Origin of the sequence: Massilia eburnea, from assembly GCF_050709955.1 — a bacterium.
Taxonomy (GTDB): Bacteria; Pseudomonadota; Gammaproteobacteria; order Burkholderiales; family Burkholderiaceae_D; genus Rugamonas; species Rugamonas eburnea_A.
Map to the genome: position 1 here is coordinate 1 of NZ_JBNZFX010000020.1, position 21,203 is coordinate 21,203.

The 21,203-nt window shown below is 63.0% G+C and carries 23 protein-coding genes and 3 pseudogenes; 22 read left to right on the forward strand and 4 right to left on the reverse strand.

Translation table 11 applies throughout. From position 1 onward, the window contains the following. From ACQ4MM_RS10900 to ACQ4MM_RS10945, 10 genes and pseudogenes are all read left to right on the forward strand, one after another. A partial coding sequence (locus tag ACQ4MM_RS10900) for a sensor histidine kinase (RefSeq protein WP_431477390.1) occupies positions 1–623 on the forward strand: 623 nt, incomplete at its 5' end. Beyond that, entirely contained in the window at positions 616–1,623 is a 1,008-nt protein-coding gene (locus ACQ4MM_RS10905) for an ABC transporter substrate-binding protein (protein WP_431477391.1), read from the forward strand. The genes ACQ4MM_RS10900 and ACQ4MM_RS10905, both read left to right, overlap by 8 nt. A 5-nt stretch (positions 1,624–1,628) precedes the next feature. After that, positions 1,629–2,078, forward strand: a complete 450-nt coding sequence (locus ACQ4MM_RS10910; protein ID WP_431477392.1) for a hypothetical protein — start codon at positions 1,629–1,631, stop codon at positions 2,076–2,078. Continuing rightward, positions 2,075–3,163: pseudogene (locus ACQ4MM_RS10915) on the forward strand (GAF domain-containing protein); the annotation flags it as partial. The gene ACQ4MM_RS10910 and the pseudogene ACQ4MM_RS10915, both read left to right, overlap by 4 nt. A gap of 271 nt (positions 3,164–3,434) precedes the next feature. Continuing rightward, positions 3,435–3,635 (forward strand): annotated as a pseudogene (locus tag ACQ4MM_RS10920) (ATP-binding protein); the annotation flags it as partial. Between the two features lie 214 nt (positions 3,636–3,849). Beyond that, positions 3,850–4,158, forward strand: coding sequence for a response regulator (locus tag ACQ4MM_RS10925; protein WP_431477393.1), 309 nt, complete (start codon positions 3,850–3,852; stop codon positions 4,156–4,158). Then, a complete protein-coding gene (locus ACQ4MM_RS10930; RefSeq protein ID WP_431477394.1) occupies positions 4,155–5,012 on the forward strand; it encodes an RNA polymerase sigma-70 factor in 858 nt (285 codons plus the stop codon). Before ACQ4MM_RS10925 ends, ACQ4MM_RS10930 begins: the two co-directional genes overlap by 4 nt. A 36-nt stretch (positions 5,013–5,048) precedes the next feature. Next, positions 5,049–5,597: a PAS domain-containing protein gene (locus ACQ4MM_RS10935; RefSeq protein WP_431477395.1), complete on the forward strand. Its 549-nt coding sequence runs from the start codon at positions 5,049–5,051 to the stop codon at positions 5,595–5,597. Beyond that, positions 5,516–6,091: a GGDEF domain-containing protein gene (locus ACQ4MM_RS10940; RefSeq protein WP_431477396.1), complete on the forward strand. Its 576-nt coding sequence runs from the start codon at positions 5,516–5,518 to the stop codon at positions 6,089–6,091. The genes ACQ4MM_RS10935 and ACQ4MM_RS10940 overlap by 82 nt, the downstream gene beginning before the upstream one ends. Before the next feature lie 90 nt (positions 6,092–6,181). Beyond that, positions 6,182–6,647: pseudogene (locus ACQ4MM_RS10945) on the forward strand (carboxymuconolactone decarboxylase family protein). Here ACQ4MM_RS10945 and ACQ4MM_RS10950 read toward each other — a convergent pair. The 4 genes from ACQ4MM_RS10950 to kynU form a co-directional block, all read right to left on the reverse strand. Beyond that, positions 6,624–7,214, reverse strand: coding sequence for a CHRD domain-containing protein (locus ACQ4MM_RS10950; protein ID WP_431477397.1), 591 nt, complete (start codon positions 7,212–7,214; stop codon positions 6,624–6,626). The pseudogene ACQ4MM_RS10945 and the gene ACQ4MM_RS10950 overlap by 24 nt on opposite strands. A gap of 80 nt (positions 7,215–7,294) precedes the next feature. Next, a complete protein-coding gene (locus tag ACQ4MM_RS10955) occupies positions 7,295–8,014 on the reverse strand; it encodes a ribonuclease T2 family protein (RefSeq protein WP_431477398.1) in 720 nt (239 codons plus the stop codon). Then, positions 8,011–8,850 carry a tryptophan 2,3-dioxygenase gene (gene kynA, locus ACQ4MM_RS10960; protein WP_431477399.1) on the reverse strand — a complete coding sequence of 280 codons (840 nt, stop codon included), beginning with the start codon at positions 8,848–8,850 and terminating at the stop codon, positions 8,011–8,013. Before kynA ends, ACQ4MM_RS10955 begins: the two co-directional genes overlap by 4 nt. Positions 8,851–8,858: 8 nt before the next feature. Further along, positions 8,859–10,097 (reverse strand): kynureninase, encoded by a 1,239-nt coding sequence (gene kynU / locus ACQ4MM_RS10965; protein ID WP_431477400.1) that lies wholly within the window; start codon positions 10,095–10,097, stop codon positions 8,859–8,861. A 635-nt stretch (positions 10,098–10,732) separates the two neighbouring features. Here kynU and flhD point away from each other — a divergent pair. From flhD to cheD, 12 genes are all read left to right on the forward strand, one after another. Next, on the forward strand, positions 10,733–11,050 hold the full coding sequence (gene flhD, locus ACQ4MM_RS10970; protein WP_055936061.1) for a flagellar transcriptional regulator FlhD: 318 nt from the start codon (positions 10,733–10,735) through the stop codon (positions 11,048–11,050). A 10-nt stretch (positions 11,051–11,060) separates the two neighbouring features. Further along, entirely contained in the window at positions 11,061–11,615 is a 555-nt protein-coding gene (gene flhC / locus ACQ4MM_RS10975; RefSeq protein ID WP_431477401.1) for a flagellar transcriptional regulator FlhC, read from the forward strand. After that, a complete protein-coding gene (locus tag ACQ4MM_RS10980; RefSeq protein WP_431477402.1) occupies positions 11,590–12,357 on the forward strand; it encodes a class I SAM-dependent methyltransferase in 768 nt (255 codons plus the stop codon). Before flhC ends, ACQ4MM_RS10980 begins: the two co-directional genes overlap by 26 nt. A gap of 95 nt (positions 12,358–12,452) precedes the next feature. Continuing rightward, a complete protein-coding gene (gene motA, locus ACQ4MM_RS10985; protein WP_431477403.1) occupies positions 12,453–13,313 on the forward strand; it encodes a flagellar motor stator protein MotA in 861 nt (286 codons plus the stop codon). 18 nt (positions 13,314–13,331) lie between these two features. Next, complete coding sequence (gene motB / locus ACQ4MM_RS10990) at positions 13,332–14,276, forward strand: flagellar motor protein MotB (protein WP_431477404.1); 945 nt, start codon at positions 13,332–13,334, stop codon at positions 14,274–14,276. A 7-nt stretch (positions 14,277–14,283) separates the two neighbouring features. Continuing rightward, a complete protein-coding gene (locus tag ACQ4MM_RS10995; protein WP_130311381.1) occupies positions 14,284–14,832 on the forward strand; it encodes a chemotaxis protein in 549 nt (182 codons plus the stop codon). A gap of 36 nt (positions 14,833–14,868) precedes the next feature. Continuing rightward, a complete protein-coding gene (locus tag ACQ4MM_RS11000) occupies positions 14,869–15,234 on the forward strand; it encodes a response regulator (RefSeq protein WP_055936079.1) in 366 nt (121 codons plus the stop codon). A 14-nt stretch (positions 15,235–15,248) separates the two neighbouring features. Continuing rightward, a complete protein-coding gene (gene cheA, locus ACQ4MM_RS11005) occupies positions 15,249–17,480 on the forward strand; it encodes a chemotaxis protein CheA (RefSeq protein WP_431477405.1) in 2,232 nt (743 codons plus the stop codon). After that, positions 17,477–17,956 carry a chemotaxis protein CheW gene (locus ACQ4MM_RS11010; RefSeq protein WP_431477406.1) on the forward strand — a complete coding sequence of 160 codons (480 nt, stop codon included), beginning with the start codon at positions 17,477–17,479 and terminating at the stop codon, positions 17,954–17,956. The genes cheA and ACQ4MM_RS11010 overlap by 4 nt, the downstream gene beginning before the upstream one ends. 46 nt (positions 17,957–18,002) lie before the next feature. Next, the gene (locus tag ACQ4MM_RS11015) at positions 18,003–19,712 is read left to right on the forward strand and encodes a methyl-accepting chemotaxis protein (protein WP_431477407.1); all 1,710 of its coding nucleotides are present in this window, start codon (positions 18,003–18,005) and stop codon (positions 19,710–19,712) included. 29 nt (positions 19,713–19,741) lie between these two features. Next, positions 19,742–20,590, forward strand: coding sequence for a CheR family methyltransferase (locus ACQ4MM_RS11020; RefSeq protein WP_431477408.1), 849 nt, complete (start codon positions 19,742–19,744; stop codon positions 20,588–20,590). Further along, positions 20,571–21,191 carry a chemoreceptor glutamine deamidase CheD gene (gene cheD, locus ACQ4MM_RS11025; RefSeq protein WP_431477409.1) on the forward strand — a complete coding sequence of 207 codons (621 nt, stop codon included), beginning with the start codon at positions 20,571–20,573 and terminating at the stop codon, positions 21,189–21,191. Before ACQ4MM_RS11020 ends, cheD begins: the two co-directional genes overlap by 20 nt. The last annotated feature ends 12 nt before the right edge of the window (positions 21,192–21,203 follow it).

Sequence of the window (21,203 nt, forward strand, 5' to 3'; positions counted from 1 at the left end):
CGGCCGACAAGCTGCCGGCCACCCAGCTGGAAAAGCAGCGCTTTGCGCGCAATATCGTGCAATCCGGCCAGCACCTGCTCAAGCTGGTCAACGAAATCCTCGACCTGGCGCGCATCGAAGCGGGCAAGGTGCCGCTGGCGATGGAAGCGGTCGACTTGCCGACCGTATTGCAGGAATGCCGCATGATGGTCACGCCGCTGGCCGCCAAGCGCGATATCAGCCTCGGCTTCGGCGAGGTGCCCGAGAAGCGCCTGCGGGCTGACCGCACGCGCCTGGTGCAGGTGCTGATCAACCTGCTGTCCAACGCGATCAAATACAACCATGACCAGGGCCGCGTCGCCGTGGCCTGCGCCGCAGCGGAAGGCAGCCGCCTGCGCATTTCCGTCAGCGACACCGGGCCGGGGCTGGAACCGGACCAGGTACAGCACATCTTCCAGCCATTCCACCGCCTCGGGCGCGACGAAGACGAGGAGGGCAGCGGCCTTGGCCTGGCTCTGACCCGGCGCGTGGTCGAGGCCATGCAAGGCGCCATCGGCGTCGAGAGCCAGCCGGGCCAGGGCAGCACCTTCTGGGTGGAACTGCCGCTGGCGCCGGAAACCACCCAACAGGTGCACCATGCGTAGCCGAACCATGCAGGTCCTTGCCGTCTTGTTCATCGTGCTGGCGCTGGGCGTGGCCTGGCTGTGGCAGCAGCAAAGGCGGCCGGCGCGGCCGGCGCAGGCGCTGGTGATTGCCGCCAATACCGCTTATGTCGGCACCTGCGCGGTGGTGGCGGCGCAGCAGCGCGGCTACTTCGCCGAGCAGGGCTTGCAGGTCAAGGTGCTACCGTTCTCGAGCGGCAAGGCGTCGATGCAGGCGGTGGTCGACGGCCAGGCCGATGTCGGCACCGTGGCCGACATCCCGATCGTATTTGCCGCCATGGAGGGCGTGCCGGTCAAGGTGCTGGCGACCTTCTTCCGCACCGGCAAGGACCACGGCATCATCGGCCGCCGTGACCTTGGGGTGCTGACGCCGGCCAGCCTGAAAGGCAAGCGTATCGGCGTCACCCAGGGCACCTCGGGCCAGTTCACGCTGGACGTGTTCCTGAACTGGCAGCGCATGGATGGCAGCGAAGTCACCATGGTGAACTACAAGCCGGAAGAACTGGGCCAGGCGCTGCAGCGCGGCGACGTCGACGCGGTGGCCGGCTGGGAGCCCTTCCTGGGCGCCATACGCAGGCAGCTGGGCGATACGGCGGTCAGCTTCTCGGGTGAGCAGGCCTATGAAAGCATCTACAACCTGGTCTCGCTGCAGCGCTTTACCGGCGAGCGGGCGGCTGTCATCCCGCGCCTGCTGCACGCGATCGAACTGGGCTCGGCATGGTGCGAGAAGTCGCCGCAGGAAGCCCAGCCCCTGCTGCCGGCCACCGCAAAACTGAACCGCGACGAGGTGCTGGCCGCCTGGCCGACCTACCACTTCGGGCTGGAACTGGACCAGTCGCTGCTGCTGGCCTTTGAAGACCGGGCCCGCTGGGCCATCCGCAACCGCCTGGCCAATTCGCGCGAAGTACCGAATTTCCTCGACAATGTGTACCTGGAAGGATTGGGCGAGGTGCGGCCGACTGCCGTTACCGTGATCCACTAGCCGCCATGAAAATTATCACTCGCCTCAAGTGGGCCCAGTGGCTGTGCGTGGCCGGGGTGGCGCTGGCCGTGCTCTTGATGATCGGCGCCACGCGCCAGGTCAAACAGGAGCTGCAGCGCAACGAGCGTGCCGGGGAAATCGTCAGCGGCGTGGTGGCGCTGCGCTACCTGTCGCTCGAATATGCGCAAACCCAGGAGCGGCGCTCGCACGTGCAATGGCAGCTGCGCAAGGATTCGCTGCAAGGCATGCTGCTGCGCGACGACTTGTTCCGGGAGGAGCAGGAAGCGCAGCTGCTGCACGACCTGCAGGAAAACCTGCCCCTGCTGGCGCGCCATTTTTTCCGAACTGCTGCTGGTCAGGCAGGAACTGCGCGCTACGCCGGAACGCTCCGAGGTGCTGCACCTGCTGGAAGCGCGCCTGTTCGGCCAGCTGATGTCGCGCACCCCAGGACATGATCCGCGATGCCGAAGAGCTGGCGCGCCGCAGCCGGCAGGGTGTGCTGCAGGCCCAGCAGAACGCCTCGGCGGTGGCGGCCGGCCTGGGACTGCTGCTGGCGCTGACCGTGCTGGGCGCGCTGGCCCTGACCATCCGCAGCGTCGCCCATCCGCTGGAACGCTTGCGGCGCGGCGCAGAACTGGTGGGCTCGGGCAAGCTGGACTTCCGCATGAATATGAAGACGGTGGATGAAGTCGGCGACCTGGCGCGCGCTTTCGATGCCATGACCGAGCGCCTGCGTGCGACTACCGTCTCGCGCGACGAACTGGTCAGCGTGAACTCCGCCCTGCACGACGAAATGGAGGTGCGCCACGGCGCCGAACTGAAAGTCCAGGCCCAGCTCGGCCGCCTCAGCCTGCTGCACCAGATGACGCGCTCGATTGGCGAGCGGCAGGATTTGCGCAGCATCCTGCAGGTGCTGGTGCGCAGCCTGGAAGACCAGTTGCCGGTGGATTTTGCCTGCGTCTTCCTGCTGCAGGAGGGAGTGCTGGAGGCCAGCTGCGTCGGCCTGGGCAATGCCGCGCTGCCGGGCGATGCGGCGCTGAAAGAGGGCGCCCAGCTTGCGATCGACAACAATGGCCTGTCGCGCTGCGTCAAAGGGCAGCTGGTGTACGAACCGGACATCAGCGGCAACGAGTATCCTTTCCCGCACCGGCTGGCGCGCGGCGGCCTGTGTTCCCTGGTGCTGGCGCCGCTGCAGGCCGAGAGCGTGGTGTTCGGCGTGTTGGCCGTGGCGCGTACCGTCCCGAATGCCTTCTCCAGCGGCGAATGCGAATTCCTGCGCCAACTGAGCGAACATGCGGCCCTGGCGGCGCGCCAGGCCCAGTTGTACGGCGCCTTGCAGCAGGCTTACCACACCCTGCATGCGACCCAGCAGTCGGTCACGCGCGAAGAGCGCCTGCGCGCCCTCGGCCAGATGGCAAGCGGCATCGCGCACGACATCAACAACGCCATTTCGCCGGTGGCGCTGTACACCGAAACCTTGCTGGAAACCGAAACCGGCTTGAGCGCCAGCGGCCGCAACCACCTGCAGGTGATCGCACGCGCCATCGACGACGTGGCGGCGACGGTGGCGCGCATGCGCGAACTGTACCGCCGCCGCGAGCCGCAGATGGAGCTGGCCAGCGTCAGCCTGAATGTGCTGGCGCAGCAGGTGGCCGACCTGACGCGCGCGCGCTGGAGCGATATGCCGCAGCAGCGCGGCGTGGTGATCTCGATGAAGCTGGAACTGGCGCCCGGCCTGCCGGCCGTGATGGGCTCGGAGCCGGAAATCCGCGAGGCGCTGACCAACCTGGTGTTCAAATGCCGTCGATGCCATGCCCGAAGGCGGTGCGCTGATCCTGCGTACCCGCAGCACCGGCGAACATGCCATCGTCGACGTGGTGGACAGCGGCGTCGGCATGGACGAATCGACGCGCCGCCATTGTCTCGATCCTTTCTTCACCACCAAGGGCGAGCGCGGCAGCGGCCTGGGACTGGCCACCGTCAACTCGATGGCGGAGCGCCACAGCGCCGTGGTGCAGGTGGAGTCGATGATCGGGCAGGGCACCACGGTGTCGCTGGCCTTCCCGCTGCCGCAGGCGCATCCTGCCATGCCGCCGCTGGAAGCGCCGGCCACTGCGGTGGCGGTGGCCGAACCGATGCGCCTGCTGGTGATCGACGACGACCCGGCGGTGCTGGCTTCCATGACCACCATCCTGCAGCGCGATGGCCATACGGTGGTGGCGGCCAATGGCGGCGCCGCCGGCATCGACGAGTTCCGCTCTTCGATGGAATCGAGCCAGCCGTTCGACGCGGTGTTCAGCGGACCTGGGCATGCCGCACGTCGACGGCCGCAAGGTGGCCGGCTGCATCAAGGAGCTGTCGCCGAACACGCCGGTGATCCTGGTTACCGGCTGGGGCCAGCGCCTGATTCCGGAAGGCGACGTGGATGCCAAGCCTGCCAGCGTGGACGAAGTATTGAGCAAGCCGCCGCGCGTGCGCGAATTGCGCGAGGTGCTGCTGAAAGTGCACAAGGTCGGGTATAGTCCTGCGTCATGAACGATCCAACTGTATTTGCCGCGCACCGGGCGCGGTTGTTTGCCATCGCCTATCGCATGCTCGGCGTGCGGGCCGATGCGGAGGACGTGGTGCAGGATGCCTGGATTCGCTGGCAGGGCGCCGATACCAGCGGCGTGCAATCGGCCGAAGCCTGGCTGGTGACGGTGGTCACGCGCCTGTCGATCGACCGCCTGCGCGCCGCTATCGCCGAACGCGAAGCCTATGAGGGCCTGTGGCTGCCGGAACCGCTGGTCGCGGTCGAGCAGGCAACCCCGGAACTCCAGGCTGAACGGGCCAGCGACCTGTCGCTGGCCTATATGTGGCTGCTGCAGCGCCTGGGTCCCGAGGAGCGCGCCGCCTTCCTGCTGCGCCAGGTGTTCGACTACGACTACGACGAGGTGGCCGAGCAGCTTGGCAAGTCGGAAGCGGCCTGCCGCCAGATGGTGAGCCGGGCCGGCGAGCGCGTGCAGCAGGGCCAGTCGCGCTTTGACATCCCGGCCGACACCCACCGCCAGCTGCTGCAGCGCTTCGTGCAAGCCTCGTCCAGCGGCGACAAGGCGGCAGTGCGCGCCTTGCTGGCGCAGGACCTGGAACTGGTGGGCGACGGCGGCGGCAAAGTGAAGTCCTTCGGCATCGTGATTACCGATCCGGACAAGATTGCCGCGCTGTATGCCGGCATGCACAAGCTGGGCGCCATCGAGTACCGCGCCGCCATGGTCAATGGCGAGCCTGGCTTGCTGCGCTTCGTGGACGGCCAGCTGGAGTCGGCGCAAGGTTTTGCCACCGACGGCCAGCGCATCACCGGCATCTACGTGGTGCGCAACCCGGACAAATTGGCGCATATTATCAATTGACGTTGCTCAGGCAGGTACGCTGCGGAGGATCCCGACATGTTGAGCGAAATTCGCGAGCGCGGCATGCAGGTTGGGGTGGCGGACTTGCTGCGCGCCATACAGTACCTGCCGGTCGGCTTGTCGATCATCGACCGCGACCTGCAGTTCAAGTTCTGGAACGACACTTTTTGCCAATGCCTGGATTTCCCCGCCAGCCTGATGCAACCGGGCGTGCTGCTGGAAGACCTGTTCCGCTTCAATGCCCTGCGCGGTGAATTCGGGCCGGGTGATCCGGAAACCCAGGTGCGCGAGCGGATCGGCCTGGCGCGCCAGTTCGTGCCGCACCGGTTCCGGCGCACGCGCGCCAATGGCACGGTATTGCAGGTGACGGGACGTCCCATGAGCGACGAGCAGGGGCGGGTGGTGGGCTTCGTGACGATCTATGAAGACGTCACCACCGAGGGCGCGCCAGCAGCACGAACTGGAGCAGGGCGCACCAGCAGCTGCTGTCGGCCTATGAAGACTTGCGGCGCGCCCAGCTTGACAACAGCGCGCTGGAAAAGGACCGCTCCAAATACTACCAGCTGGCGGTGCGCGATGCCGTGACCGGCCTGTACACGCGCTACTATATGGAAGATGCCGCCGCCCGGCTGTTGCAGCAGCATGAGCGCGACCCGGCCGAGCGGGTCGGCTTGCTGGTGTTCGACGTCGACCGTTTCAAGCACATCAACGACAACCATGGCCACCTGGCCGGCGACCTGGTACTGCAGCGTATCGGCGCTCTATTGAACAGCCACACGCGCCGCATCGACATCGCGGTGCGCAACGGCGGCGACGAATTCGCCGTGTTCCTGCCCAAGCTCGACCTCCAGCATAGCCTGCAATTTGCCGAACGGGTACGCAGCGAAGTGCGCGGCATGCGCTTCGATGGGGCGCTGTCGGCCATGCAAATATCGATCAGCGCCGGCGTGGCCGAGCATCAGCCGGGCGAGTTGCTGGACGAGCTGCTGCAGCGCGCCGACGCCGCCCTGTATGCCGCCAAGCGCGCCGGGCGCGACCGGGTCTGCAGCTTTCCGGGTCCAGCGGAAAAAAAACTTTAGCCAGGCTGTCACAAACCGGCGCGCTGCCGCGTCTAATGGATAAGAAGGCCGCACAGTGCGGTCTTGACCATCAGACCGAAAGGATTTTTCATGAGCACCCTGCGCTACAACTACTTCCAGCTGTCCCAGAAATCGTTCCAGAACCTGCTGGCGCTGTCGAATGGCCTGAACCGCGAACTGCTGGGCAAGAAGCTGGTGGACCTGGTCCTGCTGCGCGTATCGCAGATCAATGGCTGCGGCTTTTGCATCGACATGCATTACCAGGATTTGCTGAAGATGGACGTCGAGCCGCGCCATGTGAATGCGGTGGCCGGCTGGCGCGAAGCGCCATTCTTCAGCGAGCGCGAACGCGCTGCGCTGGAATGGTCTGAGTTGATCAATGCAATTCCAGTCCGCGATCCCGACGACGCAGCGTTTGCCCGTGTCAAAGAGCATTTCTCCGACGAAGAGATCGCGGAACTGGGCTTCGTGGTTGCGGTCATCCGCTCCCTGGAATATGCTGAACGTCGCGTCGCGCAAACCCGATCCCTCGCTAATTTTCCCTTTTCCGCAGTAACAGCAAGGGCAAGCCGGCCAGCAACATCAGGATCTGTGCCGGCTCGGGAATCGGCGCCGCCAGGAAGCCGCGGATTTCACCGCTCGGGTAGACACTCGAGTGGATATTGAAATACGCGGCGCCGGCATTCAGCCCGGCCATCAGCGCCGCTTCCGCGCCTGCCGTGGTACCGCCGTGATTGGTCAGGAAAGCCGGGTTCCAGAACGATTCCTGCGAGGTGTCGAAGAACGAGGCGTAGCTGCCGCTGGTTTCATTGGCCGGGAAGCCCATGAACGTTGGCAGCATGGTCGCAACGCCGGCATTGCCGTCACCCGGCACGGCGGTGCAGCAATGGATGTGGGCAGCCCCGCTCAAGCCTTCCAGGTCGGTAAAGCTGGCTGCAATGGTCATGTAGTGGTTGTCGATGTCGAACAGCACGGTCACATCGCCCATGGCTGCCGAAGCGTTGGGTGGTGATTCCGCCGCGCCGCTGAGTGCGGCGTTGAAGACAAGCGGATCCGCTTGCGCGGCGCCGCAAGCGGCAAGCAGGGCCAGCGTCGCCAGCCCCTTTTTCAGATGAGTTCCCATTCGGTGGCTCCTCAATGTTCGCGAGCCCGCGACAACGGATCCCCCCGTGTTGCGACAAGCAGGCGCGCAGTACAGCGCGCCTATTGTCGCTTCAAGCGCGCCTGGTGCGGCGCACGAATGCTAGCAACAGCTTGGCCTAGCATCAAGACGCTTATCGAACGTTCTTCATGAGGAAGTTCGATTGGCCGCAGCTCTTCTGCGAGTAGGCGATGGCTTCTTGCGAGCAAACTGCGGGATTTGCCGTCCTTGCTGAAGCATACGCGTGCCTCGCGCAGGAAACGGCCGCCGGAGCCGCACACGGGCAGCACGGAGTCCCTGGCCAGCCACGCATTGGCTTTATGGAATTCAGCCTCGAACTGGCCCGGCGTGACGCGCACCGGCTGCTGTGGGCGCGCAAAAGCGGCCGGGACTTTCAGGCTGTCGCGCAGCTTGGCGCTCAATGCCAGGTAATCCTGCGGCGCCAGGCCGGAGCAGGAGCCGTGCTTGTTCCATTCATGGAACAGTAGTTTCGGCGAAGGGTAGAGCGATTCGTACTGGTCGCGCAGGCTGTTCGAAATCCTGCTGCGGCCGCAGCTTTCGGGATAGCCGCGCTCGAACTGCGGCCACAGGCCGTGCAGTACGAAGCCAAGCTGGCGGCCGGTGGCGCACTGCGCCGGGTCGCCGCCGCCACGGCCGGCGCAGTACTCCGGCGACCAGGACAGCGACATCACGTAATAATCGAAAACACCGGGGCGGTCGTCGCGTGCCATTGCAGGCAGCGCGCAGGCCGCAGCCAGCAAGGCAGCGAACAAGCGTTTCACAATGCGGTCCTTAAAGCGAACAATTCCGGGAACAGTACCACATCCAGCATCTTGCGGAGATAGGACACGCCGGCGGTGCCGCCGGTGCCGGTCTTGAAGCCGATCACGCGTTCCACCGTGGTGACGTGGCGGAAGCGCCAGAAGCGGAAAGCGGTCTCCATGTCCACCAGTTTTTCCGCCAGTTCGTACAGCGCCCAGTAGCGCGTGGTGTCGCGGTACACCTCCAGCCAGGCATCCTTGACCGACTCGTTGGCCACGGTAGGCTGGGTCCAGTCGCCGTCCAGGCGTTGCGGATCGATCTGCAGGCCATTGCGTGCCAGCAGGCGGATCGCTTCGTCGTACAGCGAGGGCGCATGCAGCGCCGCATCGAGCAGGGCATGCGCTTCCGGCGCCTGCTGGTGCACGGCCAGCATATTGGCGTTCTTGTTACCGAGGATGAATTCGATCTCGCGGTACTGGTGCGACTGGAAGCCGGACGACGATGCCAGGTAAGGGCGGATCGCCGTGTATTCGGGCGGCGTCATGGTGGCCAGCACATCCCAGGCGTGCACCAGCTGGTCCATGATGCGCGCCACGCGGGCCAGCATCTTGAAGGCCGGCGGCAGGTCGTCGCGGCGCAGGTGATCGAGCACGGCGTGCAGCTCGTGCAGCATGAGCTTCATCCACAATTCGCTGGTCTGGTGCTGCACGATGAACAGCATCTCATTGTGGTTGGGCGACAGCGGGTGTTGCGCGCTCAGGATCTTTTCCAGGCCCAGGTAATCGCCATAGCTCATGGACTTGGAGAAGTCCATCTGCGCCCCGTGCCAGGCGGCGTCTTTCTTTTCTTCGGTCATAGCGTGTCTCAGGTTACAGCGCCGCGGGCGGCAGTGATGTCGTAGGCTTTATCGTCCAGGATCTGTTTCAGGACTTCGACCGCATCCCACACGTCGGCGAAGCTGGTGTACAGCGGCGTGAAGCCGAAGCGCATGATTTCCGGCTCGCGGTAGTCGCCGATCACGCTGCGCGCGATCAGCGCTTGCATCACTGCGTAGCCGTATGGGTGGGTGAAGCTCACTTGCGAGCCGCGGCGCGCGTGTTCGCGCGGGGTGACCAGGCCCAATGGGTGATTGGCGCAGCGCTGTTCCACCAGGGCGATGAACAGGTCGGTCAGGGCCAGCGACTTGGCGCGCACGGCATCCATGCTGGTTTGTGCGAACACGTCCAGGCCGCATTCCACCATCGCCAGCGAAGTAACCGGCTGGGTGCCGCACAGCGCGCGGCCAATACCCTTGGTTGGCGCAAAGTCGGGCGCCATGGCGAAGGGATTGGCGTGGCCCCACCAGCCGGACAGCGGGTGGCTGAACTGATCCTGCTTGCGCTGCGGGACCCAGATGAAGGCCGGCGAGCCAGGGCCGCCATTCAGGTATTTATAGGTACAGCCGACGGCGAAGTCGGCGCCATCCGCGTGCAGGTCGAGCGGTACCGCGCCGGCCGAATGCGCCAGGTCCCACACGATCAGGGCGCCATGCTGGTGGGCCAGGGCGCTGGTGGCTGCCATATCATGCTGGTAGCCGGTGCGGTAGTTCACGTGGGTCAGCATGACCACGGCCGTTTCGGCAGTAATGGCAGCCGGCAGCTGGTCCGGGCTGTCGACCAGGCGTACTTCATAGCCGCGCCCGAGCCAGGAAGTCAGGCCCTGGGCCATATAGATATCGGTCGGGAAGTTCGAGCGCTCGGTGATGATCACCTTGCGGCCGGTGTGCGCTTGCGCGTGCACGGCCGCGGCCAGGGCCTTGAACAGGTTGATCGAAGTGGTGTCGGTGACCACCACTTCGCCGGCCTTGGCGCCGACCAGCGGGGCCAGCTTGTCGCCCAGGCGCTTGGGCATCTCGAACCAGCCGGCGCTATTCCAGCTGGTGATCAGGTCCTTGCCCCATTCCTTGGTGATCACTTCGGTGGCGCGGGTGAGGGCGGCTTTGGGTCGGGCGCCCAGCGAATTGCCATCGAGATAAATCACTCCGGCAGGCAAGTCGAACTGCTCGCGCAGCGGCGCCAGGGTGTCCGCAGCGTCGCGGGCCAGGCAGTCAGTACGGGAAATCATGCGGGCGCTTTCCTTGAGACTTAAACAAAGTGAGATTGTAGCAACCTTTTGATCGCCTAAAACCGGTAAACCCGGGTCAGACCCAAGGGTCCGACCCGCTTACGCGGCTGCCGCAGGCCGGGGTCAGACCCTTGGGTCTGACCCAGTCTCACCGGTTTTGTCTTTCAAGTCATTGATTTTAAAAGAATCAGAAAATTTTCAAATATTTTTTCAAAAAACCCTAAAGTTCCCCGGGCCGCTGCCGTTACCGATTTTAGAAGCCCGGTAAAAGGCTTGTTGTTCGGCATTTTGGACTAAGTGAAAAAATCGTAAAATTTTTTGCTCGGAACCCTAAAGTTCTCCAAAACCCTGCCGTTACCAGTTCAGATGTCGCGAAAAAGCATCGCAGCGATATCGTTTTTTACCCTCGGCTGCTGCGTTTTCAGCGTGACCGAACACCCCGCAAACCCGCGCCAATACTGGCGTTGCCCCTCTATGGGTGGCCCTCTGTAGGACAAAATCCTACGGGGTCACTTCGCCTATTCCTGACTCCAAATACAGCGTGCCACCTCTTTGCGCTTTGTCGCGTCTCCAGCAGAATGTATCTCACCAGCAACGAAAATTTCGTTGCAAGCTGAAACTGACTGGAGATGGACATGACCGCAAACGACATGATGGCTGAAATCCGCGATGCGAACCTGAGCTACCTGATGCTGGCGCAGCAGATGATCCGCGCCGACAAAGTCACCGCGATCTTCCGCCTCGGCATTTCCGCCGACATCGCCGACCTGATCGAAGGCATGAGCAATGCCCAGATCCTGAAGCTGGCGGGCGGCAACATGATGCTGGCCCGTTTCCGCTTCGACGACAGCGCCATCCTCGGCATGCTGACCAATTACAATAAGGACCGTTCGCTGGCCCAGTCGCACGCCGCCATCCTGATGGCTGGCCAGGCTGTTGAAGAAATCGCTTAAGGAGCGCACTATGAGCAAGAAGAGTGTGGTGACCGAAGCGCAGGAAATCCAGCTTGCCATCGAGCTGATCAACCTGGGTGCCCGCCTGCAATTGCTGGAAACCGAGGTATCGCTGTCGCGCGAACGCCTGCTCAAGCTGTACAAGGAGCTGAAGGGTGTGTCGCCGCCGAAAGGCATGCTGCCATTTTCGACCGACTGGTTCCTGACCTGGCAGCCGAACATCCACTCTTCGCTGTTCTTGAATATCCACAATTTCCTGGTCGAGCACGCAGGCGCCAGCGGCATCCACGCCGTGATGAAGGCGTACCAGCTCTACCTGGAGCAAATGCCGCCGGCCGCCGGCGAAGAGCCGCTGCTCTCGCTGACCCGCGCCTGGACCTTGATCAAATTCTCCGGCAGCGACAGGCCAATGCTGAAATTGAAAGCCTGCACCTGCTGCAAGGGCAAGTACGTGGTCGACGTGATGGACCTGAACCGCGACTACAAGTGCGGCCTGTGCCATATGCCTTCGCGCGCCGGCAAGACTCGCAAGGCCAGGGATGCCGCTGAAGCGGTCGCTGCTTAAAGCTCCCGCCTTCCTGGCGCTGCTGGTGCAGGCCGGCGCGCTGCTGCCATGCGCCGCGCTGGCTGTTGCACTTGACGCGTTGGGACATGGCCTGACGCTGCTGCAGGCCGCGCTGCTGCAAGGCTTGCTGGCCGCCGGCATAGGCTGGAAGGTCGGCCTGGCGCGCTGGTGGCTGCCGATCCAGCTGCTGTTCCCCATCGCCCTGCTGGCCGGACTGGCGCTGCAACTGCCGCCATGGCTGGCGGCTGCCGCCTTCCTGCTCTTGCTGGGCTGGTACTGGTCCACCTACCGCACGCAAGTCCCTTACTACCCCTCGAATCCCGCCGTGTGGCGCGCCGTGCTGGCCGAACTGCCGCCGGGCAGGGCGCTGCGCATGATCGATATCGGCAGCGGCCTCGGTGGCTTTACCTTGCATATGGCCGCCGCGCGGCCCGAATCGGACGTTGCAGGAATTGAACTGGCGCCGGTGCCCTGGCTGGTCTCGCGCTTGCGCGCCGCGCTGTCGGGCAGCCGCGCGCGGTTCGTGCGTGGCGACTATGACCAGTTAAGTTTTGCAGAATACGACCTGGTGTTTGCCTACCTGTCGCCGGCCGCCATGCCGGCCTTGTGGAGCAAGGCCCAGCGCGAGATGCGCGCCGGCAGTTTTCTTGCCAGTTATGAATTTGAAATTCCAGAGGCCAGCGGCATCAAGACCATCCGCACCACAGAGGGTGGTCCACTCCTTTATTTAAGAGCATTTTAGAGCCTGTTTTCCTTGCCGCAGAGGCGGCTTCACGTTATTGTAGTTCCACTGTGGAATATTATTGCTGTTAACTAGCTTTCGGGGAGATCGCGCGCTTGTTAGTCATTGTCGGTTACCTCATCGTCCTCGGCTCCGTTTTTGGTGGTTTCGCGCTGTCCGGCGGCCACCTGGCCGCCCTGTTCCAGCCGCTGGAGCTGCTGATGATCGGCGGCGCTGCGGCAGGCGCTTTCTTTGTTGGCAATAACGGCAAGTCGATCAAGGCCACCCTGGCTGCGCTGCCGACCTTGTTCAAAGGATCACGCTACACCAAGGACTTGTACATGGAGCTGATGTCGCTCCTGTTCGACGTATTGTCCAAGGTGCGCAAGGAAGGCCTGATGTCGATCGAAGGCGATATCGACAAGCCGGAAGACAGCCCCCTGTTCAGCAAATATCCTTCGGTACTGGAAGACCACCATATCATCGAATTCATGACCGACTACCTGCGCCTGATGGTGTCGGGGAATATGGATGCCTTTCAGATCGAGAACCTGATGGACAATGAGATCGATACCCACCACCAGGAAGGCCACGTGCCGGCGCATTGCATCGCCAAGCTGGGCGATGGCCTGCCGGCCTTCGGTATCGTGGCGGCGGTGATGGGCGTGGTGCACACCATGGAATCGGTGGGCATCCCGCCGTCCGAGCTGGGCATGCTGATCGCGCACGCGCTGGTCGGTACCTTCCTCGGTATCTTGCTGGCATACGGTTTCGTCGGCCCGCTGGCCAGCCTGCTGGAGCAGAAGCTGGAAGAGTCGACCAAGATGTTCCAGTGCGTGAAAGTCACGCTGCTGGCCAGCCTGAATGGTTATGCCCCGGCACTGGCCGTGGAGTTTGGCCGCAAGGTACTGTACTCTACCGAGCGCCCCAGCTTCTCCGAGCTGGAAGAACATATCAAGAAATCGAAGTCGAAGTAATGGAAGCGAGGACCAGCCATGGCTGAAGAAGGCCTGCGGCCCATTGTCGTCAAGAAGATCAAGAAAGGCGGAGGCGGCCATCACGGCGGCGCCTGGAAGATCGCTTACGCCGACTTCGTGACGGCGATGATGGCGTTCTTCCTGCTGATGTGGCTGCTCGGCTCGACCACCAAGGGCGACCTGAACGGTATTTCCGAATACTTCAAGACGCCGCTGAAAGTCGCCATGCAAGGCGGCTCCGGCAGCGGCGACAGTTCTTCGGTGATCCAGGGCGGGGGCTCGGACTTGTCGCGCCGTACCGGCCAGGTCAAGATGACGGACGATCCGGCGCAGTCGAAATCCTACAACCTCGACGCCGCCAAGAAGGCGCTCGAGGCGGAAGAGAAGTCGCGCCTGCAAGCCTTGCGCGCCCGGATCGAAATGACCATCGATACCAATGCCGACCTCAAGAAGTTCAAAGAGCAATTATTGCTGGACTTTACCAGCGAAGGCTTGCGCATCCAGATCGTCGACCTGCAAAACCGCCCCATGTTCAATGCCGGCAAGGCCGACTTGCAACCGTATGCCGGCGAAATCCTGGAAGCCATTGCGCCGGCCCTGAACGACGTGCCGAACAAGATCGGCCTGTCCGGCCACACCGACTCCACGCCGTACTTCACCGAAACCGGGTACAGTAACTGGGAACTGTCGGCCGACCGCGCCAATGCTTCGCGCCGCGCGCTGCTGCATGGCGGACTGGCCGACAATAAGATCTTGCGCGTGGTGGGCCTGGCCAGCGCCGCCCACCTGGATCGTGCCGATCCTTTCAACCCGATCAATCGCCGCATCAGCATCATTGTGATGAACAAGCGGACCGAGGAAAATGTGCTGCGTGACGGCGGCAAATTGCAAGTGGGCCTCGATACGGAAGCTACGCAAGCCGCGGCGTCAGCGGCACCGGCTGCGCCGGCAGGGAAGAAATAGAGACTTTATGACAAGAAAGAAGATCCTTGGCTCCCATGTGAAACGGCTGCTGTCCGGCGTGTCGGATCATGGCCGGCGCCACCTGACGGAAGTCGAGACCGACCTGCTGCAGACCAATCTGCTGCTGGAGGAGGCGATCGACAAGCTGACCCGCAACTTCATGGCGATCCATGAAGCGGTGAGCGCGCAGCAGGCCACCATCGAGCTGCTGCTGCAAGGCGGTGACCCGTCGGCCGAAGACAAGGCACGCCTGAAGGAAATGAACGAACAGGTAAGCGGCTATGTCAATGCCGCCATTACCAGCATGCAGTTCCAGGACATGACCAGCCAGCTGATCGACCGCACCCTGAAGCGCGTCACCGGCTTGCGGGAATTCCTCGGCACGCTGGGTGCGCACGGCGCCGAAGTGGTGCCGGAATCGGGCAGCGACGAGATCGTGGACCTGCTTAGCAAGGTCAGCATGGCGCTGGCAATCCAGAGCCTGGAACTGCGCAGCGTGCTGCGCAAGGCGGTCAGCCAGAAGCACCTGGAAAGCGGCGACATCGAACTGTTCTGAATACACACTAAAAATTTTACTAAGTGAGAAAAAAAGATGGCTAAAACAATTCTTGCAGTCGACGACTCCTCCTCGCTGCGCCAGATGGTGGCTTTCAGCCTGAAGGCAGCCGGCTACCAGGTGGTGGAAGCAGTCGACGGACAGGATGGCCTGGAAAAGGCCAAGCTGCAAACCGTGGACCTGGTGCTGACCGACCAGAACATGCCGCGCATGGATGGCCTGCAACTGATCAAGCTGCTGCGTGAGCAACCGTCCTACGCCAAGGTCCCGATCCTGATGCTGACCACCGAATCGTCCGACGAGATGAAGGCCAAGGGCCGCGCCGCCGGCGCGAATGGCTGGCTGGTCAAGCCTTTCGACCCGCAACGCTTGATTGAGGTAGTGAAGAAGGTCATCGGCTAATAAAGGGGTGTGGCATGACCATCGATATTAGCCAGTTCTACCAGGTCTTCTTCGATGAAGCGGAAGAACTGCTGGCTGAAATGGAGCGTCTGCTGCTGGGCGTCGACATCGAGTCGCCCAGTGAAGAAGACTTGAACGCGATTTTCCGGACCGCACACTCGGTGAAGGGCGGCGCGTCGACGTTCGGCGTGACCGACATGACCGAAGTCACGCACGTGCTGGAGACGCTGCTGGACCGCATCCGCAAGGGCGAGATGGCATTGACCGCGACCCACGTCGACGCCTTCCTGGCCGCCAAGGACATCCTGAAGATGCAGCTGGACGGGCACCGCCTGGGCAGCGCGGTCGACCAGGAAGCGGTGGGCGACGTGCGCATGATGCTGCAGGAGCTGGCGCAGGACGTGCACATCGAAGCGATGGCGCCGGTGGCGTCGGGCTTCAGCACGCCCGAAGCGCAGTCGGTGGACCACCGCGGCGGCAAGCGCTACCGCCTGGAACTGCCGCCCATGGTGCACCGTGAAGTGGAGGCGCTGGCGGCCGAACTTGGCCTGATGGGCCACGTGGAACTGGTGCCGCTGGACGCCGAGCGCCACGCCATGATCGTCACCACGCTCGAATCGCTGGACGATATCGTGGCGATCTGCTCCTTCGTGATCGATGCCGACCAGATGACGGTCAGCGAACAGCCGGCCCTGAGCCCGACCCAGGCCGCCCGTGAGAACGCCGAGCGCGAACGCAAGGAAGCGCAGCAGGGCTATGGCTTCTTCGACCCCCTGCCTGGTGCAGGTGCTGGGGCTGGCGCCGCCGCCCCCGCGGCGGATGGCGAAGGCTACGGCTTCTTCCAGCCGCTCGACGAAATCCGCAGCAATGCCGGCGCTGCCACCGAAGATGCGCGCGGTTATGGCTTCTTCCAGCCGCTGGAAGTGATCCGCGCCCAGGCCGGCATCCAGGATGCGCCGGCGGAAGCGGCGAAGCCGAGCGAAGAACTGGAAAAGAAAGCCGCCCGCAAGGAAGCGGAAAAACAGGCCCATGCGCCGGCCGGAGGCGAATCGTCCTCGATCCGCGTGTCGGTGGAAAAAGTCGACCAGCTGATCAACCTGGTGGGCGAACTGGTGATCACGCAAGCGATGATCGAGCAGCGCGCCGGCAGCCTCGACCCGGTGCTGCACGAGAAGCTGATGAGCGGCATTTCCCAGCTCACGCGCAACACGCGCGACCTGCAGGAATCGGTGATGTCGATCCGCATGATGCCGATGGACTTTGTGTTCTCGCGCTTCCCGCGCATGGTGCGCGACCTGGCCACCAAGCTTGGCAAGAAGGTCGAATTCGTCACCAGCGGCGCCGCCACCGAACTGGACAAGGGCCTGATCGAACGCATCGTCGATCCGCTGACCCACCTGGTGCGCAACTCGATCGACCACGGTATCGAGATGCCGGACGTGCGCAAGGCGGCCGGCAAGTCAGAAACCGGACGCCTGTTCCTGTCCGCCTCGCACCAGGGCGGCAGCATCATCATCGAAGTATCGGACGATGGCGGCGGCTTGAACCGCGACAGGATCCTGGCAAAAGCGCGCCAGAACGGCTTGCCGCTGTCCGATAATATGACGGACGCCGAGGTGTGGCAGCTGATCTTCGCGCCGGGCTTTTCGACCGCCGAGCAAGTCACCGATGTGTCCGGCCGCGGGGTCGGCATGGACGTGGTGAAACGCAACATTACCGCCATGGGCGGCACGGTCGACATCCGTTCCGCCAAAGGCTTTGGCACCACGATCTCGATTTCCCTGCCGCTGACGCTGGCCATCCTGGACGGCATGCTGATCCAGACCGGCGAAGAGGTGTACATCCTGCCGCTTGGCTTCGTGCTCGAATCGCTGCAGCCGGCGCCGGAAGACGTGAAGGAAATCAGCGGCAAGGGCCGGGTCATCAAGGTGCGCGGCGAATTCCTGCCGCTGATCCCGCTATACCAGATTTTCGATATCGCACCGCGCTTCACCGATCCATGCCAGGGCATTCTGGTGATCGTGGAAACCGAAGGCAAGAAAGCCTGCCTGTTCGTCGACGAACTGGTGGGCCAGCAGCAGGTGGTGGTCAAGAACCTGGAATCGAATTACCGCAAGGTGACCGGAATTTCCGGGGCCACCATCCTCGGCGACGGCGGCGTGTCGCTGATCCTGGACGTGACGGCGCTGGTGCGCTCGTCGCGCCAGCTGGTTGACGAATCAAACTTTGTGAAGGAAGAACCATGAGCGAGGCGACAAGCGCCGGCACAGCCGTCCAGGAGTTCCTGGCTTTCAAGCTGGGCTCCGAAGAATACGGCATCGATATCCTGAAAGTGCAGGAAATCCGCGGCTACGAAGCGGTGACCCGCATCGCCAATGCGCCCGAATTCATCAAGGGCGTGATCAACCTGCGCGGCATCATCATTCCGGTGGTGGACATGCGCATCAAATTCAAGCTGGGCGAACCGGTGTACGACCAGTTCACCGTGGTCATCATCCTCAATATCAACGGCCGCGTGGTAGGCATGGTGGTCGATTCGGTGTCGGACGTGACCTCGCTGACGGCGGAGCAGATCAAGGCGGCGCCCGACCTGGGCACCGCTTTCAGCTCGGAGTACATGATCGGCCTCGGCACGATCGATGAGCGCATGCTGATCCTGGTGGATATCCAGCGCCTGATGTCCAGCCCGGAAATGGGCTTGAGCGAAAAACTCGCAGCGTAAGACATAAAAAATACAGATCCATCAGGATACGAGGGGAGAGAACAAAATGAATGTGCGCGAATACAAGATAGGGACACGGCTTGGTTTCGGTTTCGGGATCATTTTGCTGATCCTGGTGGGCACCGTGTTGCTGACCAATGTGCTGAACTACCGCAACAAGGCGGCCCTGATGACCGGCCTGGACGTCTCCGGCGCCAAGGAACTGCAGGCGCAGTCGATGAAGAGCGCGATGCTGGAAACCGGCATCGCCATGCGCAATATCGGCCTGCAGTCGGACGTCAGCCTGATGCAGAAGGAAGAAGAGAAGGTCAAGGCCAACCGCGCCCGCTACGATGCGGCGCGCGCCAAGCTGCAAAGCCTGGGCCTGAACGACGCCGAGAAAAAGGTGGTGAACGACATCTCCGCCTTGCAGACCGACGTCGACGCGGCCTTCAAGGAAGCCATGGGCCAGATCATGGCCTTCAACGCCGAAGGCGCGGCCAAAGTCATCGCCGGCCGCATCGACCCGCTGCAGCAGCAGACCCTGACTGCGCTGAACAAGCTGGTGGAACTGCAGCAGGCGGCGGTGGCCGATTTCAAGGAAAGCTCGAACAAGGCCGACCGTAACCTGACCCTGTGGATGGTGGTGCTGGCGGCGGTGGCAGTCGGCGTCGGCATCCTGTTCGCGCTGGTGATCACCAAATCGATTACCCGTCCGCTGTCGGGCGCGGTGGAAGTGGCGCAGAAAGTGGCTGCGGGCGAACTGACTTCGCAGGTGACGGTGGAAGGCAAGGACGAGACATCGGAACTGCTGCAAGCGCTGAAAGACATGAACGACAGCCTGGTCAAGACTGTCGGCCAGGTGCGCGCCTCGACCGACACCATCACCACCGCCTCGCAGGAAATCGCAACCGGCAATGCCGACCTGTCGGCCCGCACCGAATCGCAGGCTTCTTCGCTGGAGGAAACCGCATCGTCGATGGAAAACCTGACTTCCACGGTGAAGCAGAATGCCGACAACGCGCGCCAGGCCAACCAGCTTGCGGTATCGGCATCGTCGGTGGCGGAGAAGGGCGGCCACGTAGTATCGCAAGTGGTCGATACCATGGGCTCGATCAAGCAATCGTCGACCAAGATCGTGGACATCATCGGCGTGATCGACGGCATCGCCTTCCAGACCAATATCCTGGCGCTGAATGCGGCCGTGGAAGCGGCGCGTGCCGGCGAACAGGGCCGCGGCTTCGCCGTGGTGGCGTCCGAAGTGCGCAACCTGGCGCAGCGCTCTGCTGCGGCAGCCAAGGAAATCAAGGCCCTGATCGACGACTCGGTCGACAAGGTCGATGCGGGCGGGCGCCTGGTCGATGAAGCCGGCCAGACCATGGGCCTGATCGTGACCTCGATCAAGCAGGTGGCCGACATCATGGGCGAAATCACCGCCGCCACGCTGGAACAGAGCCACGGCATCGAGGAAGTCAACGCCGCCATCGGCCAGATGGACGAAATGACGCAGCAAAATGCCGCGCTGGTGGAGGAAGCCGCCGCCGCCGCAGAATCGATGCAGGACCAGGCCAACAATTTGGCGCAGGCGGTATCGATCTTCAAGCTGGCCGGCGACGAATTCGCCAAGCGCGCGGCGCCGCCGCGCAAGGCCAAGCCGGCGGCACCGGCGGCACCGGCGCGCAGCACGGCGGTGGTGCCGGCCGCCCCGGCCGCGCAGGGACCGAAGAAGAAGCTTGCGGCTGCCGCCCCATCGGGCGACGACTGGGAAGAGTTTTAAAGTCCATGTAACCGCGGAGAGCTATAAAAATGGCGCTGACCAAAGAGACCGTGAAAGAGTTCGACTTCAACGGCAAGGATTTTGAGAGGGTCCGCGCAATAATCTACAAGCGGGCCGGCATTGCGCTGGCCGACTCCAAACAGGAGATGGTGTATAGCCGCCTGGCGCGACGCTTGCGCGCCACCGGCATCAACAGTTTCGTGCGCTACCTGGACGACCTGGAAGCAGGGCGCCTGGGCAACGGCGAGTGGGAAGCCTTTACCAACGCGCTGACCACCAACCTGACTTCGTTCTTCCGCGAATCGCACCACTTCCCGCTGCTGGCCGAGCACGTCAAGGCCAGGCGCGGGGAGACCATCAATATCTGGTGTTCCGCCAGTTCCACCGGCGAGGAACCGTATTCGATCGCCATCACCTGCTGCGAAGCGTTCAATACGCTGACGCCGCCGGTGCACATCCTGGCCACCGACATCGACACCAATGTGCTGGCCACCGCCGCCAACGGCGTCTACCCGATGGAACGGATCGACAAGCTGTCGCCCGAGCAGCAGCGCCGCTTCTTCCTGAAAGGGCGCGGCGGCAACGAAGGCATGGCGCGCGTGCGCCAGGAACTGCGCTCGCTGATCACCTACCGCCAGCTCAATTTGCTGGATGAGAAGTGGGATATCCGTCCCGGTTTCGACGTGATTTTCTGCCGCAATGTGATGATTTACTTCGACAAGGCGACCCAGCGCAAGATCCTGTCGCGCTTTGTGCCCCTGATGAAACCGGATGCCCTGCTGTTTGCCGGCCACTCCGAAAACTTCCTTTACGTGTCGGACGCTTTGAAGTTGCGCGGTAAGACTGTCTACGAGCTCGATGAGCGCAAGAGGGCATGACATGGATAAAGAACAATTCGCGACCAATGTCTATTACGACCGGACCTTCGACTGCGACGCGGCCAAGATCCTGCCGGGCGAGTACTACTACACCCAGAAGGACATGCTGATCGTGACGGTGCTGGGCTCCTGCGTGTCGGCCTGCATCCGCGACCGGCTGACGGGCCTGGGCGGCATGAACCATTTCATGCTGCCAGATGGCGGCGCCGACCAGGGCAGCCCGGTGTCGGCGTCGGCGCGCTATGGCACCTATGCGATGGAAGTGCTGATCAACGACCTGCTGAAAGCGGGCGCGCGGCGCGATAACCTGGAAGCCAAGGTGTTTGGCGGCGGCGCCGTGCTGAAAGGCTTCACCGCAATCAACGTTGGCGAACGCAATGCCGCCTTCGTGCAAAGCTTCCTGAAAAACGAGAAGATCCGGATCGTGGCCGAAGACCTTTGCGACATCTACCCGCGCAAGGTGTATTTCTTCCCCAAGACCGGCAAGGTGCTGGTCAAGAAACTGATGCAAACCCATAACGACACCCTGGCGCAGCGTGAAAACGACTACGCCAACCGCCTCAAGGCCAAGCCGGTGGCGGGCGAGGTCGAGCTGTTCTGAATAAAACCAGGT